16 protein-coding genes, 1 tRNA gene and 5 pseudogenes are annotated in these 15,717 nt (G+C 52.6%); all 22 read right to left on the bottom strand.

Annotated features, from left to right (window positions below):
- Positions 1-165: 165 nt before the first annotated feature.
- Positions 166-1,005, bottom strand: a pseudogene (locus KWG61_RS08560) (minor capsid protein); the annotation flags it as partial.
- A gap of 73 nt (positions 1,006-1,078) precedes the next feature.
- Positions 1,079-1,690 (bottom strand): hypothetical protein, encoded by a 612-nt coding sequence (locus KWG61_RS08555; RefSeq protein WP_242743458.1) that lies wholly within the window; start codon positions 1,688-1,690, stop codon positions 1,079-1,081.
- Positions 1,677-2,515: pseudogene (locus KWG61_RS08550) on the bottom strand (phage portal protein). The gene KWG61_RS08555 and the pseudogene KWG61_RS08550 overlap by 14 nt, the downstream one beginning before the upstream one ends.
- A complete protein-coding gene (locus KWG61_RS16215) occupies positions 2,509-3,063 on the bottom strand; it encodes a phage portal protein (RefSeq protein ID WP_256460652.1) in 555 nt (184 codons plus the stop codon). Before KWG61_RS16215 ends, KWG61_RS08550 begins: the two are co-directional and overlap by 7 nt.
- Entirely contained in the window at positions 3,064-3,501 is a 438-nt protein-coding gene (locus KWG61_RS08545) for a terminase large subunit (RefSeq protein ID WP_242743457.1), read from the bottom strand.
- Positions 3,498-4,313: a PBSX family phage terminase large subunit gene (locus KWG61_RS08540; RefSeq protein ID WP_242743456.1), complete on the bottom strand. Its 816-nt coding sequence runs from the start codon at positions 4,311-4,313 to the stop codon at positions 3,498-3,500. Before KWG61_RS08540 ends, KWG61_RS08545 begins: the two co-directional genes overlap by 4 nt.
- Positions 4,303-4,722: a terminase small subunit gene (locus KWG61_RS08535; RefSeq protein WP_230268362.1), complete on the bottom strand. Its 420-nt coding sequence runs from the start codon at positions 4,720-4,722 to the stop codon at positions 4,303-4,305. The genes KWG61_RS08540 and KWG61_RS08535 overlap by 11 nt, the downstream gene beginning before the upstream one ends.
- 198 nt (positions 4,723-4,920) lie before the next feature.
- Positions 4,921-5,008 (bottom strand) — tRNA-Ser (locus KWG61_RS08530).
- A gap of 78 nt (positions 5,009-5,086) precedes the next feature.
- Positions 5,087-5,470 carry a hypothetical protein gene (locus tag KWG61_RS08525; protein ID WP_230268361.1) on the bottom strand — a complete coding sequence of 128 codons (384 nt, stop codon included), beginning with the start codon at positions 5,468-5,470 and terminating at the stop codon, positions 5,087-5,089.
- 94 nt (positions 5,471-5,564) lie between these two features.
- On the bottom strand, positions 5,565-5,702 hold the full coding sequence (locus KWG61_RS08520) for a hypothetical protein (protein ID WP_242743455.1): 138 nt from the start codon (positions 5,700-5,702) through the stop codon (positions 5,565-5,567).
- A 40-nt stretch (positions 5,703-5,742) separates the two neighbouring features.
- Positions 5,743-6,003, bottom strand: coding sequence for a hypothetical protein (locus tag KWG61_RS08515; RefSeq protein ID WP_242743454.1), 261 nt, complete (start codon positions 6,001-6,003; stop codon positions 5,743-5,745).
- A 10-nt stretch (positions 6,004-6,013) separates the two neighbouring features.
- Positions 6,014-6,523: a helicase-related protein gene (locus KWG61_RS08510; protein ID WP_367614355.1), complete on the bottom strand. Its 510-nt coding sequence runs from the start codon at positions 6,521-6,523 to the stop codon at positions 6,014-6,016.
- Positions 6,523-7,359 carry an SNF2-related protein gene (locus tag KWG61_RS08505; RefSeq protein ID WP_367614169.1) on the bottom strand — a complete coding sequence of 279 codons (837 nt, stop codon included), beginning with the start codon at positions 7,357-7,359 and terminating at the stop codon, positions 6,523-6,525. Before KWG61_RS08505 ends, KWG61_RS08510 begins: the two co-directional genes overlap by 1 nt.
- A complete protein-coding gene (locus KWG61_RS08500; RefSeq protein ID WP_230268357.1) occupies positions 7,356-7,682 on the bottom strand; it encodes a VRR-NUC domain-containing protein in 327 nt (108 codons plus the stop codon). Before KWG61_RS08500 ends, KWG61_RS08505 begins: the two co-directional genes overlap by 4 nt.
- A 324-nt stretch (positions 7,683-8,006) precedes the next feature.
- Positions 8,007-8,929: pseudogene (locus KWG61_RS08495) on the bottom strand (virulence-associated E family protein).
- An 881-nt stretch (positions 8,930-9,810) separates the two neighbouring features.
- The gene (locus KWG61_RS08490) at positions 9,811-10,602 is read right to left on the bottom strand and encodes a transposase (RefSeq protein WP_242743451.1); all 792 of its coding nucleotides are present in this window, start codon (positions 10,600-10,602) and stop codon (positions 9,811-9,813) included.
- A complete protein-coding gene (locus tag KWG61_RS08485; protein ID WP_242743450.1) occupies positions 10,599-11,042 on the bottom strand; it encodes a hypothetical protein in 444 nt (147 codons plus the stop codon). The genes KWG61_RS08490 and KWG61_RS08485 overlap by 4 nt, the downstream gene beginning before the upstream one ends.
- Positions 11,043-11,186: 144 nt before the next feature.
- Positions 11,187-11,816 carry a hypothetical protein gene (locus tag KWG61_RS08480; RefSeq protein ID WP_242743449.1) on the bottom strand — a complete coding sequence of 210 codons (630 nt, stop codon included), beginning with the start codon at positions 11,814-11,816 and terminating at the stop codon, positions 11,187-11,189.
- Between the two features lie 260 nt (positions 11,817-12,076).
- On the bottom strand, positions 12,077-13,042 hold the full coding sequence (locus KWG61_RS08475) for a DNA polymerase (RefSeq protein WP_242743448.1): 966 nt from the start codon (positions 13,040-13,042) through the stop codon (positions 12,077-12,079).
- The gene (locus KWG61_RS08470; RefSeq protein WP_242743447.1) at positions 12,967-13,986 is read right to left on the bottom strand and encodes a hypothetical protein; all 1,020 of its coding nucleotides are present in this window, start codon (positions 13,984-13,986) and stop codon (positions 12,967-12,969) included. Before KWG61_RS08470 ends, KWG61_RS08475 begins: the two co-directional genes overlap by 76 nt.
- A gap of 8 nt (positions 13,987-13,994) precedes the next feature.
- Positions 13,995-14,554 (bottom strand): annotated as a pseudogene (locus tag KWG61_RS08465) (DUF2815 family protein).
- Positions 14,547-15,682, bottom strand: a pseudogene (locus KWG61_RS08460) (DUF2800 domain-containing protein). Before KWG61_RS08460 ends, KWG61_RS08465 begins: the two co-directional pseudogenes overlap by 8 nt.
- Positions 15,683-15,717: the final 35 nt, after the last annotated feature.

Raw genomic sequence — 15,717 nt, 5'->3', positions numbered from 1 at the left:
TGGCATCTCAGTTCATATTCCTCTCACGCTTCCATGAATGCAGCCTTCTGTTTCACAGCGAGCTTCAGAGCTTTTGCCGATCCGTTTATACGTCAACAGTTTTCCACATCTTGGGCAAACAACTTTTTCCTCCGGGTGATCAAGTTTATAAGTCAATGCTTTTTCTCATCCAAAGAGAATTCGCTTTGCTTCTTCGCTGTAGCCATTAAACTCACCTGCTTCTTTCTGCCTTTCATATGCATCTATTATAAGTCTAGATCGGTCTTCATCGGATAAATTCGGAGCATTTAATGCCGCTTCATAACTAGCTCTGAACTCATCCCTCCAATCTCCAATCGGATATTCAGAGGGGATGTGTTTAAAATGGCCATAATATTCGTGAGCAAGTACAGCCCGCACAGATAACAAATCCCTATTGTTATTTGAACTTTTGTCCGGTAAAACGTCTCCTCTAATTCTGATCAATCCCATAACCTCATTTACACCGGTTACGTTTCCCTCATTAAAGCTCAATATATCAAGTGGAATGCCAATGTTTTCGGCCTCTCCTTTAATAAACTCAATTTCCTTTTCAGAGAGAATATAAGTATTACTTCGTCTCGCTCCGTTAGCCATAGGACGCTCTTGTTCAATACCACGGTTTCTGCTCTTCCACTCTTCCCATGTCATCGCATTCGGGTCATCCTCATGCTTCTCCATGTAGTCGCACCATTCATCGAACGCAGCCTCATCAAAGTCCTTATCGCCGTCTTCGTCTCTGGCTTCATACGGGGCAATGGAGCAGCGGCAGTTTGGATGCATCGGCGGGGCGTTCTCGCCTGATGCCAGTTTTGGCAGCGGGAAGTGCTCCCCGTTGATTGCCTGGCATTCTTTGCAGCAGTCTGGATTGGCAATGATTTGGAACTCATCGAATCCACAGGCCTTAAAAGAATCCAGGGATGCCTGAACTCTTACCCGGCTCAGCTCCGTCGAAATGAGCCTCTGGCACTCTCGGGTTGTTTTCCCCGTTGCCTTTTTAGCTCTCTAGTGAACGGTGCCGCACCCTTTCCCAGAATCAAACAGTCCTGAAGCGCTTTGTTCAGGACTTTTTTAGTTTCGCCTGCTGGGTGCCCCAGATCCGATCGGAGAAGGTCGCTCCATGGAAGGACGCGTGAGCGATGGTGCTTACGTGCTTCAGGTTGGTAAGTACCGTATCGCCCAGAATGCCGGCCTGTCTTGTGTAGGTCTGCAGGATGCGGTCATTGAGAGCGTCCTCAACGACGCTGCAGGCTTTGCGCTGGGCGTTGGCAATCCGCAGGCTGATCTGGCGCTTGAGCATATCCAGACGGGCAATCTTCATGGCGGTGTTGTAGCGCTTCATTTCTTGATTGGCCTGCTGCGTGAAGTAGCTTTTCGCTGCGTCATGCGCCCACGTTCCCGCTGCCATGTCTTTGGCTGCATCTTCACAGTAGCGTTTGGCCAGACGGGAATAGTAGCTGATATCGGTCCGATCCAGATACTGTTTCGCCTGGGCATAGGTCAGGCCGTTTTCATCCGCGTACTTCTGAAAGAACACCGCAATCTGTTCACTGATTTCATCGCTCATCGTCTGATAGATGTCCTGCAGCTCCTGATCCCACTGCACATTGTTTGCCTGGCACTCCTTCGTCCAGTCCGCCTCACGCTCCGACCAGTACTTACTGGAGGCCATAGCCGCCCTCCGGCTCTTCCAGGCTGCCTTCCTCTTTCGAGGTTACAGACGGGTGAGAATCGAAGTCCATGAGCGGCTGAGGCTCCTGTTCCTGTTCGATTTTCTCAAGCTCTGCCTTCGGATCCGACACGATCGAGAGTAATGAGAGCTGTGTTTCATGGGAGACGATGCCGGACAGCTGTGCGGCTGTCTGTGCCTCTTCCAGGCGATTCTTGGGAAGGTTGCGGCTTGTTGTTACCTGCAGTTCCTTCCATGCGTTCTCATCGCTCACGTTCGTTTTAAGCGTTGACCAGATCTTGTAGCGCTTGCGCAGGCTTTTTCGATCTTGCGGTCAAAACCGCTGGCCAGATTGCTCATGGCTTGAAGCTTGTAAGCCAGGGCGGTTCCGCTGGTTGCGTTGCCAAACGATTCATCGCTGATGTTGGCCACCATCGAGATCTGGTAGATCTGCCGATCCAGACGGTCCAGCAGGTTTTCCTGCGTGGAGTCAGCTGTCGGCTTGGCCATGAAATCAACCTGCGTGCCCGTCGTATCGCCATATACTGGCAGATTGATGATCCGGTTTTCACGGATTCGCTTCACTTCCTCATCGTCGATGTCCACGCCGATCAGCTTCATATAGGCTTCTGCAAAAGCGTCAACGTCGTTGGCTTTTTCACCGATTGCCCGGTTATAGGCTTCGATCAGGCCGGTGACGTTCTCATACAGACCAAGGCGCTGACGGTTCATCAGATACTCGACAACCGGAATCAGTCCGTATGGATTGTCGAGCGTCTCAGTAAAGTTCCCTTTGTCGAAGCGGATGATCTGGTCTCTGGTCAGCACTTCGCCAAAAGCTCGCCCTGGCTGCCTTCAATCTCATGAACGGCATAGCGAACCGCAAACAAGGCTCTGTTTCGGACTGTATCGTCGTAAACGATAAAAAGCTCCTTCGGCGTGCAGACTGTCATTCTGGTCTTTGCTTCCTCGTCCTGGTAGAGGTACTCGAAAGCATGGCCATAAATGCAGACATCCTGAAAGAGCTCGTATTCATGATCAGACAGTTCATTTTCGTTCTGAAATTCGCGCATGGCTTCGGCTACCGTATCATCTGGATGGCTTTCCTTGATTGGAATGCCGTAGGCGTATCCCAGAAACGTTTCTGTGATGTAGCGCGGGTAATTGATCGCCAGCCGGTTATCGGGCTTCCAGTCCGGCTTATCTGGCTGCTGATAGATGCTGTGGAAACCTTTGTACATTTCTTCAAGATACTTGTAACGCTGCATTCGGCTGGCGTGCTTGTCGATAAACCGCTTGACCAATGCATAGTCAAGGTTCACATCCGTCTCGCAAATCAGAGGTTCCGGAAGCTGGTATGGTCGTTTGGTACTCATTTAGAATCCTCCTTTGATCGAGCGAACCTTCACAGATCCGCGCTGTATGGGCTCCATGGCATAGCGCATGGCGTCCATCAAATGGTTAAAATCATCGATCGGCTTGTTGATCGAGCTGCCGAATTTGTCCTTGGCCCACTGGTAGTTCTGAATCTCCGTGATGAAGTTCACACAGCGCGGCTTGATGATGATCTCGTAGTCCTGGATAAACTGAACGCCGGCTCGTATGGAGTCGGCGCCTTTTCTTGATCCATTGATTTTCAGGCCCATTCTGGCCAGTTCATAGATTGACTTCGCATCTGCGCAGTCGGCAATGATCCTGTTCTTGCGATACCCCAGAGCCTCGATCCGCTCATAGATCCGGCTGTTGGTCATGCCCTTTTCGTAGATCTCATCCCACACCCAGAGTTTTCGATTTGCCTTGTCAGCGAAGCTCACGAAAAAGCGGTTGGATCGTTGGTAAAACCAAAGTCCAGACCGCTTACGGTGACTGCGTCTCCAATGTCGGTAATCTCGAATTCCCGAATGTGGAAGTTCTCATAAACAAGACCATCCACGATTCCCCAGTTGCCAAGGCCAGCAACTTCATAGCGCCTCGGGTTGCGCTTTTTCATGTCCTCAAAGAGCTCCAAATCGCTCTGATCCAGCCATTCGTTGCAGAGGTAGTTTGTGGTAAGGGCAAGGATGTTTTCGCTCTCAGGCGCGTCAAAGAAGCGCTTTTTAAGCCAATGGTGTTCGTTCCACGGGTTGAATGTTATCGTCCATTGCTTCCAGAGTCCGTCAGGCAGTTCGCCTCGGATCGACTCATCCAGCGTGCTGAAATCTTCTTCGCTGGTCAGCTCATACGCTTCCTCGATCCATCCCCAGCAAAGAGATCCGACAGGCACTGTGATCGACGTAACCTTCAGCGGATCGTCCAGGCCACGGAAAAGAATCTTCTGCCCGGTAGGCTTGTATGTGGCCTCCAGAGGCGACAGCTTGAATTCCCAGAAGCGGGAGCACTTCAGACGCTGACAGGCCCACTGCAGATCCGTAAAACAGCTGTCTTTGAGCGTTCTGTACGTCTTGCGGACAACCAGCAGGTTGGATCCGGGATACTTCATCAGGTTGTAGATGAACCAGAGCGCCGTCGTCTTGGACTTCTTGGACGCTCGGCTGCCTTTGACAACCCGGTAGCGACCTTTGAAATTCCAGAACGTCTTATAGCCTTTTCCGACAATGTCCGGCAGGTAGATCTTCTCAGTCTTCAAGATCGCTTTCTCCTGCAAAGACAGGCGTAGCGACTTCCATTTCGACTTTGTCCTTGAACATGCCGTAGGCTTTGCCGATCAGTTCAAGCGCCCGGATCCGATCCTGCGTTTTGGATTTGACCTCTTTAACATCGCCATCCATCGTCAGCAGCTGATCCGTTGTTTCTTCGCGCCCGATCGCCGTCAGACGCTCCATGACCTCCTTGGCATCCATCGTTTTCTCGTCATGGATCTTTGCCAGGGCGACGTCGATGTATTCACGGACGTTAGCATTTGTTAGCAGTCTCGACGCGTTTGTTCTAGCCGCATCTTCGCTCTTCACGTTCTTATAAACAGCCAGGTAGGCCTGAGTGGCGTTCAGACCGTTGGCTAAGTATTCATCGCAGAACTGTTTCTGTTTTTCAGTCATCTCTCAGACCTCCTTTCTTCTCAAAACGTACCCGATCCCGTCACTGCATGAAAAAATTGTTCACAGCCGCTTCGGGCCTGCGGTATCAGAGAAAGAAATCGGACGGTTCGGATACGCATTTCAGAAGACGGCGGCAAGCCAGGACTTGAACCCGGATCTCCCTCAGAGGGCTCTACGCTTGAGCTACTAGCCGCCATATGGCGCCGGATGGAAGATTCGAACTCCCGGACCCTTACGGATCCTCTGTTTTCAAGACAGCTGCTTTAATCCACTCAGCCAATCCGGCAAAAGAAAAGCCGCCCATTTCTGGACGACTTTCGACACTATCATTTTAGCATGTAAAACCGTGCCCCCTGCGTGCAAGTCAGATCAAACCGCTTGCTTCTGCCAGAGAGGACGGAACTCGCGAAAGACAGCGGTCGATTTTGCTTCGGATGCCGTCTTTCGAGTAGTTCAGGCTCTCTCCGATCTTCCAGTACCGTTCGCCGTTGATGTATGCACGGATCATGATCTCTTTTGCTTCATCCTCGATCTGATCAATGAACTTCTTGATCTGCTCAGCCTCAAAGCGATACTGCGCCGCTTTGCGCTCTGCCTCAAGCTGGTCACTGAAGATCTCAAGATAGACAGACTCCTTTGCCTTTCCGGATCCGCTTGGCTCGTGACTGTAACTGATTGCTCCAGGAGTGGCCATGCTTTCGTATTTCTCCTGAAGCATCAGCGCTTCCCTGTCTTTTTCGTTAGCCATGATCAGGAGATCTCGATAGGACTCCAGCCTTCGCTTAACCTCTCGCACTTCACATGCCCTCATCTTTCTGCCCCTTTCTCTACTCGAATTCCTGTCAGGCTTTCGAGTTTTTAATGCTCTCTCGATAGCCGTGGCCGCCGTCCTGCCAGTCGTTGAGTGTGTCCAGCATCTCATCCGCAAAAGCAGGAAGCCGCTTCTTGCTTCCCCAGCCGGATCTATGCAGCAGGATCACGGCATGAGCCATAGCAAGAAGGTAGCCCTATGAGAACTCTTCAGATCTTCGCCTGCGCCTGCGCCTTGACACGTTCTCTCAGCTCCTTATCCCATCGTCGGACTAGCGTCCTCGCCTGAATGCCGAGTGCCGCCGCCATTTCACTGACATCATCTTTTGCGGAATCGAAAAGGTACAGACAGCAGTTCGCTTTCTTCTTAAATCGTTTCAGTTCGTGGCCCGCGCATGAAGCCACCCAGCAGTTGTCTTTGAATGACATCTCCAGTCGGGGTTCGGTATTAAAACTTCGTTGAGTCGCCATGTTTTTCCTCTCATATTCTCAGCGCATCCAGAAGATCCCTCTGCGTTATCTCTTTCGATTTCAAAGCCTTCAGCATGTCCTGATCGATTGTCCCCTTTGCCATCAGGTGATAGATCAGGACCTTTTCTTTCTGTCCCTGCCTGTAGATCCTGGCATTAGCCTGCTGATACAGCTCAAGATTCCAGTTTGGAAGGCTGTACCAGATGGCGATATGTCCGCCTTTCTGAAGGTTCAGTCCGTGGCCGGCTGATGACGGCTGAAGCAGAAGATAACCAAGATCACCACGATTCCATTTCTGGATGGCCCCCTTGTCTTTGACATCCATGCCTTTGTAGCCCTTCAGCGCTTCCGCTATTCTGGCTTTCTCATGCTGGTACCAGTAAAAGATCATCACAGGCTGGCCGTTGGCTGACTCCATCAGCTCCAAGAGGGATTCAAGCTTGTGCTTGTGGAGGACGTGGACATTGTGGTCCTCGTCGTAGATCGCTCCCGATGTGTATTGAAGCAGCTTGCCGCACATCACCCCGGCGCTGTCCGCCGCAATGGTTTCGCTTCCGACATCCAGCACCAGCTCTTTCTTGAAAGCCTGATATTTTTCAGATCGGATCCGAGATCTACAGGGATATCAATCATCTGGCAGTCTGGCAGGGTCGCATACTCGGCCTGATCGATCGACATACAGATATCGGAAATCCGTTTCTGGATAACCTCGGAGGCTCCAGGCTGGACAGACCAGTTATAGACAACGTGTCCGCTGGTCATCCCCGGTTTGAGGTAAGCCGTTCGGAAGGCGCCAAGCGTCCGGCCAAGCCGTTCGCCCCTGTCCATCAGGTATATCTGACTCCACAGGTCGGGGATGCCTTTGGGTGATGGCGTGCCGGTCAGGCCGATCAGTCTGGAGATCATCGGCAGCATCTTCCGCAAGGCCCGAAAACGCTTGGACTTGGGATTTTTAAATGTCGATAATTCGTCGATGACAACCGTGTCCCACGGCCAGTCTTTGCCGATCAGATCCACCAGCCAGACAACGTTCTCCTTGCTGATCAGGTAGATATCCGCTTCGGCATGGACGGCCGCTTCTCGTTTCTTTGGAGTTCCTGCGATGACGGAAATCCTCAGGCCGGCGAGGTTGTCCCACTTCTGGATTTCGCCGGGCCACGTCGTTTCAATGACCCGCTTCGGTCCGATCACCAGAACTTTCCATGACTCAAAGCTTGTGCGAAGCAGATACTCAACCGCTGTCAGGGTTGTGGCGGTCTTGCCGGCTCCCATCGGCAGAAAAAGCCCACAGCTTGGATGGTCAAGAATCCACCGGACACCCCGCTGTTGGTAGGGATGGGGCTTAAAGGCCGTCATAGCACTTCAATTCGCTCGGGCTTTGGCAGATGTCCTGCGATGATCCACTTAAGCAGCAGATCTACAGCCGGTTTGGATGCGATTCGGTAGACCTTAAGCCCTTGCTCTTTGATCTGCTCGGCTCTGTGCGCCTGAAGCTTCTCGTCTGATCTGCGTCGGGCGTTTGGCTTCTTGAGCTCTACGAAGAACTGCTTTCCGGCCAGAACACACCAGCGATCCGGCACGCCTCGAGTGCCTGGACTTACGAATTTCCAGCAAAGCCCTCCGGCGTCCTTGATTTTTCGAACCAGATACTGCTCAACATCTCTTTCAAGTTCGTTCATTTCTCTTTTCTCCTGTAAGCCGGGACAACCTGTCCCATCTCCTTGTCCCGGGCAAAGCCCTTTACATATCGTCGTTTTAGGTGCTTTGGGACAACTGGGACAGTGGGACAAGTTTTTTCCTATACGGCTATGCGCTATTTTCAAAAAACGTCTCAGCTCCTATATCAGGGCCTGTATATTTTCTATAGCTGTCTGAATAAAGTTTTAGTCTGTTTCCTTGTCCCACTTGTCCCATAGACTGTGAATAGACTGTAGATAAAGGAAAAATTAAGCGGGACAAAGCTGGGACAAAGCCGGGACAAAGCCGGGACAAGACTGGAGGGGTCACACTTGATCGTTTGGTTGCCGCCAGAAATACCGCTGGCGCCCATACAGCGCATCCTGCCGCGACCTCTCGCCGCGTTTCCATCCGGCCTTTGCGATCGTCGTCCCTATGCGAATCTGTTCCGCTCGGTTGAAATCCTCTTTGCGACGACCCAGGCAGACTACCCATACTTCTGTTCCGCAGACGAATCCTCGTTCTTCTGTATCGTTGGTGTCGTTGTTGAGATACCAGTCCCGACGATGGCTCTCGTCCATCCCGTAGTAGCCCTTTGGGATTTTTCGCTCCAGAAAGTCCGTGATCAGACCTTCTTCTTCTGATACGAAGGTGTGCGCCTCCTGGGCTTCCTTGGCCATCTGTTCGAGATCCTCGGAAAGGTGCAGATTCTCGCCTTTTTCCCAGCAGGATTTTGCTTCGGCCCATATCTGGTCCACCTCTTCTTTTTTCAGTTCATACGGGCTGTGCTTGCGTTTTTCAGGGTGGCAGTCCACCGGCCAGAAGCGTCTGTTTCCGGTCTGGTCTTTCAGGTGGATTCCCTCGTTAGTCGATCCCCACAGGACGAACTGTCGCAAAAAGGTCTGCGGGTTTCTGGCGTAGGCCATTCGGACGGTATCCTGCGTGGCGGAGATAGCCGCCTTCAGGTCCGCTTCATCGGCTTTTTGGCTGCGGCCATTTCGCCGATCTCGCAGAGCCATTTGCCCTGTGTGCTCTCGACAAGCTTCTTGCGATCGAACTGGATACTGTCGGTGAAGTACTCCGGCTTTGTGGCCAGCCGTTCGATTAGCTGGCTCTTGCCGATGCCCTGGTCTCCAACCAGATCCAGCACGTAGTCATACTTGATGCCCGGCTGATAAATGCGGGCGACCGCCGCTACAAGGTGTTTCCGTGTGATGGCTCGGACGTAGGCGTTGTCGTCTGCGCCCATGTAGTCCACAAGCAGGGTTTCAATCCTGGTCTCCCCATCCCACTCAAGCGAATCGAGATAGTCACGGATTGGATGGAATCGCCTGCGCTGAGTAACTACGCTGAGGGCGTCCTCAAGTTTTGCCCGATGCCATATTCCGTAGCTGTTTTCTATGAAGCTTCGCAGTCCAGCGTCGTCGGCATCTGTCCATCCCGGATTTCTAGGGTCAAACTTTTTCCACGGCAGCGATCCGAACTTTTCGTGCCTGCATGAAAACTCGTTATATCCGCCGATGCCGTCTTTGATTCGGGTGTCGTTGGCCAAAATCATTTCGAGATTGCGGACGGTAGGCAGAATGGCCTGCGTCTTCGCATCCCTTTCCAGATTGGCCGACCACCTAAGATTGGCCTGAACGATGTCTTCTTCCGTCATGGTTTCGGACTCGTCCGATTCGTCATCGCTCGGGTCGATATCCCCAAAGTCCTCGAAAAGGCTTTTATCCATCTCTCTGCGGACCCTCGGATCGTTGGACGCCAGTTCGTTCATTTTTTGATGGACTCTTTGTCATCGCCGAACTTGTGCAGCCTTACAAGGTCGTATGCGTTCTGGAGATGCCCGTTTCCTGCTGGATCCGTTGCGTGATGGCTGAAAGCCTGCTTATTGTCGTAGACCACCCAATGTCATTAAGTTAAGGAGGGATAAAAATCGTATACCCTGTTCATGAGCGTTGTCATTTCTTATATTTTGCGTCTCAGGCATGACGAAAAGGATGATTTTCTACCTGTTGAAAAAATCATCCTGATGACTTTTCGGTTTTCAAATCTGTCACTTCTTCTTTCTGGTATCAGCTCTTCCTTCTCTGATCGGAGATATCCTGGCCAGAAGAAGATCTTCCAGTGTACTCAAGCTGATTCTGGCTTTTTGAACAGCCACTGTTGAATCGTTTTGATGATGAATCCGAAATCTGCCTTCTGCTTGTGCTTTTTGGCCTGAGCGATGCGCTTCTGGTGCTGACGAGATCTTTCTACCTTGTTGCGCAAACGGGAACAAAGATTGTAGAGAGTCATTTTGGCATAGATCTCTGCCTGGACCAGATCAAGCTTCCTTGAATGAGTCCATTCAAGATCGGTGTTTCGTTTCAGTCCCCTGAAGCCGACTTCAACCTGCCAGCGCAGACGGTAGATCTGCTTGATGTCCTCGGTCCCAAACTCAGCTTCCGACAGATTGGTGCAGACGGTAATGAATGATTCATTCCCTTCGCAGGCAGCTTTGAACCTCACAACCCTGATATTTAAAGGGAGTTCAGTCGTTTGACCGTCAAATTCAGGCTGCTTCCTGTACGAAGAGATGTACTTATAGACATCCCAATGGTCTTTGACATGCCTGTTGTTTTTACTGGTCAGAATCACATTGAAAGGAATGTCATACTCTTCTGACTCGGGAGTCTTATAGTACTTGAGAATGCTTGTAGATGATGTCTCGTCTTTGATACGTATGACAAAAGGGACATGTTCCTTCTGCAGGCGATAGAAAGACATAAGAGCTTCGTATCCCCGATCAGCGATGAAGATGGCTTTCTGAAATGAAGAACGCTGAGCGAGTTCAAGAAGAGCTGAATCTTCATTCTTCTCAGAGCCGGGTTGAAGCAGCGCGTCAGTAAAGACGGAGTTGAGGGCGTCGAATTCGGCATTCAAATGAACAAAGTGCCTCTTCTTGCCTTTTTAGAAGCGCCATAGGTGATGTCATTGTCCTGTTCAGGAAGAACTTGAATCTCGCTTCCATCTACAGCGAGGAGGCGATAACCCTTGAAGGTTTTAACATCAGAGCTGGAAGTTGCCTTGTTAAACCGATTGAAGACGTTTTTATAAAGTGAAGAGTTGATTTTGGAACGGGCCTGAGACACAGCAGAGGCTGAAACAGATGATCCGCCCTTAAACAGGATCCAGGGAAAGGAAGCAGCGAGGGATTCCTCTGTCAGCTGAAACGGAAGAAGGACAAGCTCATGCAGGTCAATCTGCCGCTTACGGGTGAAGGCGGACTGAGAAGTAAAATTGGCAGGGTTCGCCGTTTCTGAGCTGATGATATTGAGGAAGGTGTTTCTGAAGAAAGAACATTCTTTGGCGATAGCAGTCATAGGGAAAACTCCTTTAAGTTCTCCCCATCGGCTGCGAAGCAGCCGCGCGGCGGCAGAAATTTGTCAATAGATTTTTAGAAAAAGTGAAAAAACTCGAATCATTCGAGATTTGACTTGAAGAGTAGAAAAAGACCACATCACTGCTTAACGCTGATGTGGTCTGAGAAATCTTAACTTAATGACATTGTAGACCACCAGACCGCCAAAGGCGGAGCCCTCGGCGTAGGTGTAGCGGTTTGCGCTATCCGTAGGTACATAGACATCGGGCAGAAACTCGTCGATGGCTTCCTGAACCGTGTAAGCCCGGCAGAACGTTCCAATCAGGCCGGACTTCGAGAGAGGATCCTTAGCCTTGCCACTTGTCGTGCTGTGCGCTCTTTCCTCTCTCGAGCTGGTCGGCCATGCAATTGCGTCATGCCAGTCCGTTTCGTACAGCTCCAGCACATCGTCCGCGCTGATAAACGGAGCGTCGCTTCTGCCCTCGAGCAGCCGGTATTCGCCATCCTTCGGGCACGACGGGTAGTACATCATGCGGGCCGGCTGGTAGGTCGTGTCATCGAACCATTCGATGTCAAACCAGTAGTCAGCGATTTTTCGAGCTGCCGCCGTGTAGGCGTCCGGATCAGTGACCGGAGCATCCAGCGGGATCATCAGACGCCACCTTGGTTCCTCCGGCGTATGGCTGTGCGTGGTGTACGCACAGTATTGATAGGGAAAGTCCTTGAGCCGCTCTTCAAATCCGCTGGGCCCGTTATCCAGATCCAGGCAGATCATGGTGCGATCTTTGACGTGGCCATTCTTTCGAATCCGGTCACTCAGCGTTCCTGCGAGAAATCCGGGCCCGTCTTTAGCTGCAAACCTGTCCTTTTACTCATCCGCCTGTATTCCTTGACGGTCTCCCGTGATCGGTAAGGCTGCCGCAGACTGTCAACAAATTCCGGCCATGCGCAGGTCTGCTCCCGATATCTTTTCTGAGAAGCCCGCGAGCAGACCGATATTGTGAAATTTTCCATTTCTTCTCCCCCTTGTTGCTTTCAGTCTTTTCGGTAGTAACTGCCGGAGAAGCCCTCGGCCCTCAGCTCAAGGCCGGGCGCCCATGGAAGGCTTTTTCCCATCAGCCGCTCTACGTCTTCCAGCTGTTCCGGTCGGTCGCACTCAACGATGACCTCGTCATGAATGTGCCCGACAACAGGCAGGCCGGCTTCTTCAAGCCGGAGCAAGGCGGCGGCCAGACAATCACGGGCCACGGCCTGCGTGACGTTCTCGACGAGGGTGCCGCCCCACGTCTCTATTGGCTGCCACTGCTTCGACTTTCCGAGGCCATCAAAGACGATCTTTCCTTTATCCAGTCGCGCGCTCTGGTAGATCAGCGACCGGCCAGACGGCAGACCGACATAAAGACAGGAGCCGTGTCTTGTAAAACTGACGCCGTGAGGGAGACTCACAGTGCCGGGCTTCTGGATGGCGGAGCGGGCGGCGTTTTCATAGCGGGCCCATAAGCCTTTGATTCGCGGGTTCGCTTCTCTCCATCGGTCGACCGCCTCCTGCATTTCTTCCTTAGTCAGGCCCATGCGGGCGCCGCCTATCTTGAGCATCGCCCTAACGCCTCCGCCGTATCCGCAGGCGAGGGTTGCGACCTTTCCTTTACTGCGAAGATGGCCGTTTTCGCCATGCTTGACGACGGGAACGCCGAACATCTTGGATGCAGTTTCGCAGTAGATATCTTTGCGATCGGCGAAAGCCTGGAGAACCCAGTCCTGATCTGCCAGCCATGCGACAACACGGCACTCGATCGCCGAGTAGTCAGCCACGCAGAAGCATTTGCCTTTTGCAGGCACCAGCGCAGTACGCAGCACTGAGGAAAAAGCCTCCATGCTGTCATCAAATCCCGCCGCCTTTACGGATTCCAGATCTCCGGCTTTGACTAAAGGCCGGAGATTTTCATGATCCTCATAAGTCGGGCGGGGATGTTCTGCGGCTGGAACATCCTTCCCGACCATCGGCCCGTCCGGCCCGCTCCGTTAAACTGAAACAATCCGCGGATCCGGCCATCCACCTGCGCTTCCTGTAGTACGTCGTATTTTTTAAGACTAGTTTTAGCCGCTCCGGCTCGGACGATGAGCAGTTGCTTCGCCTCGCAGTCTGGCGCGCTGTTGATCCAGTCGCCGACAACGTCTTTTGCCAGACTGTCCATCTCGACACCCTTGCCGGCAAGCCATTCGCGCATCTGCGGGTTCGACTTGATGTTTAGGCCTGGTGCGATCTTTTCAGCATCAGCAAGCAGACGTTCAGTTTCTTCGGCTCTCATGCGCTGCACCGCTTCAACCAGCTCCATATCTACGCCAATTCCCCGGTCGTTGATGTGCTGGTCAAGCCAGTAAAGCTGCCATTCCCTCGGCGGAGGGGTTGCGATCTTTTTCAGCCGGCTATGTATTTCCATCTCGGCTTCCACGTCGCGTACGTTGTACCTCTTAAACTCGGCCCATCTTTCGGGGTCTTCGTTCGGGTATTTTCGCTTTCCCCTGTAAGGCTTGCAGAAATGCTGGATGCCCTGCGTGCCGGTTTCGAACTTCTGTTTTTCAATCCCTAGCGCCTTTCCAACCATTTTCAAAGTGGCGGGCAGTCCGCAGGACAGCGCCCAAACCATCGTGCACTTCCACTGTTCGGGCGGTAAGAAGCCATCAACGCCAAGCCATCGAGAGAGACAGACCCTTTCGAAAGCCGCGTTGTGGGCAATCTTCGTTACTGCCGGATCGGCCAGTGCCTCGACGATTTCGTCGGGCACTGCCTCACCGGATGACAGATCGACGACCCTCACCGGATCGCCATCTGTCGAGTAAGCGAAAAGCAGGATTTCGAAATCCTCGCTTTTCGAATATCGGTAGACACCCAGCTTGATGTCTACCGATGAATACGTTTCAAGATCGATATGCAGTTCCTGCATATCGGCACCTAGAAGCCAAGGTCGTCTTCGTCGTCGTCTTCCAGATCTGCGAAATCAGTCGTCGCCGTGGACGAGCCGTCCAGTCTTTCGCCGTCGGCCCATTTCAGAAGGTTCCCAAGGCCAGCGGCGATGCCTTTGTTTCCGCTCGTGTTGAAGGCGTAGAAATTCACGGTCACCGGTCCGTAGCAGCCGGAATAGGCTTCATCCGGATCTGCGATTGGCTCAAGGTTGCGGTCAACGACCTGCGGTCTTCTTGCCGAGTTCGCGTTGATGAAGTAGCTGTTTGCGTATGCCTCATCGCCCGGCCGTTCGAGGTCTCCGTCCCTGAGCGGTTTTTTCAGTGTTTCAAACGCCGGAGCCGACTTGCCGTTTCCCTTCAGCTTGGACAGTCCTTCGTCATAGGCCGCCCTGATGGCTTTCTGAATCGCATCGACTGTTTTGGTGTCGGCCTTCGGGATGATCAGGCTGACCGAGTATTTCGGTTCCGAGCCGTTGATGCTCTTGGGCTCGAGGATGTTGGCATAGCTCCAACGTGTTTTTTGCCTGTGCGGACTTTTGTGTTACTCATCTTCGTTCACTCCTTTGAAGTCGTCTTCTACGGACGACAGCTCTTTTCTTTTGTCTGATGCGGGTACCAGCGTCGGCTTTCCGGCTGGTTTGTGGATCAGACCTTTGGCCAGCTCTCCAAAGGTCTTTTGCCGACCATCTTTTCAAGGTCGGTCAGCGGCTTCATTTGTACCGGCTTCCAGATGTCCGTATAGCCTCCGCTTTCCAGAACGGCGGCAAGCTTTTTAGGGTCGGTGATGGTCCTTCTTGCGGTTCCGGCCACCAGCTTCCATCCAGGTACCACCGCTCCGTGCAGCGCTTCATCAAGCGCGTACTTCTTGACATCCTCAATCCATGAAGCCCATGCGTCGGCCTTGCCGAGGATCTCGGCCAGTGTTTTCGGATCGAGGCTTTCCGGCTGGCACTGCTCATATCCCGCAAGCTCTTTGGCTGCAATCTCGGCTCTTGCCTTGCAGGCGCCTTTCGCGTTGCAGAAGCGGCACCACTCGCCCGCCTTGAAATTGCCCTGTCCGGTTGATGCCAGATTGGCGATCGGGCGGACTTCGTTTTCCGCCCATGCCTCCAGATCGGCACGGCTCATGCGAGCCGTTGCAATGTGATCAAGCCTCGGCTGAATGATGTGCATCTCGATGGATTCAAATCCTTTGAGCCAGTAATATCTCTGTATCAAACCGAGACCGTACAAGCGGAGCTGGCTGTTGCCTTCGGCTTCGACCTTCACGCCCTTGCCGTATTTGAGGTCCAGGACGTGGGCAACGTCGCCGGATGTGATGACACAGTCGCCGGAGCCAAAGCCGCCCGAAACATAGTCCGAGTAGGACAACATGACTTCGATCTCCATTTCAGCGTCGGGGGCTTTGGCCTTGGTACTGTTAAAAACCTCGATGCAGTAGTCGGCGTAGGCCGACGTGTACTCATCCATCGCCTTGTCGCCCTCGTCCATGTCTGGACGCTTTCCCGTCGCCAGCCAGGTGCGGAGTTTCTTCTCAGCCATGGCATGGGCTTTTGTTCCCTCGCCGGCGTATGGACTCGGTTTTTCCTTAAACTCCGCGGCAAGCAGAGCCGATGGCGGACAGTGCAGCCACCGGCTGGAGCCTGACGCAGAAAGCAGGGCGTGCTTATCAGGCATGTAAGCAGTCCTCGAGTGCCTTTTAAGCAGCTCCC

It is taken from the genome of Allobaculum sp. Allo2, from assembly GCF_022701175.1.
Classification (GTDB): Bacteria; Bacillota_I; Bacilli_A; order Erysipelotrichales; family Erysipelotrichaceae; genus Allobaculum; species Allobaculum fili.
This window is presented reverse-complemented; position numbering and strand designations above follow the sequence as displayed.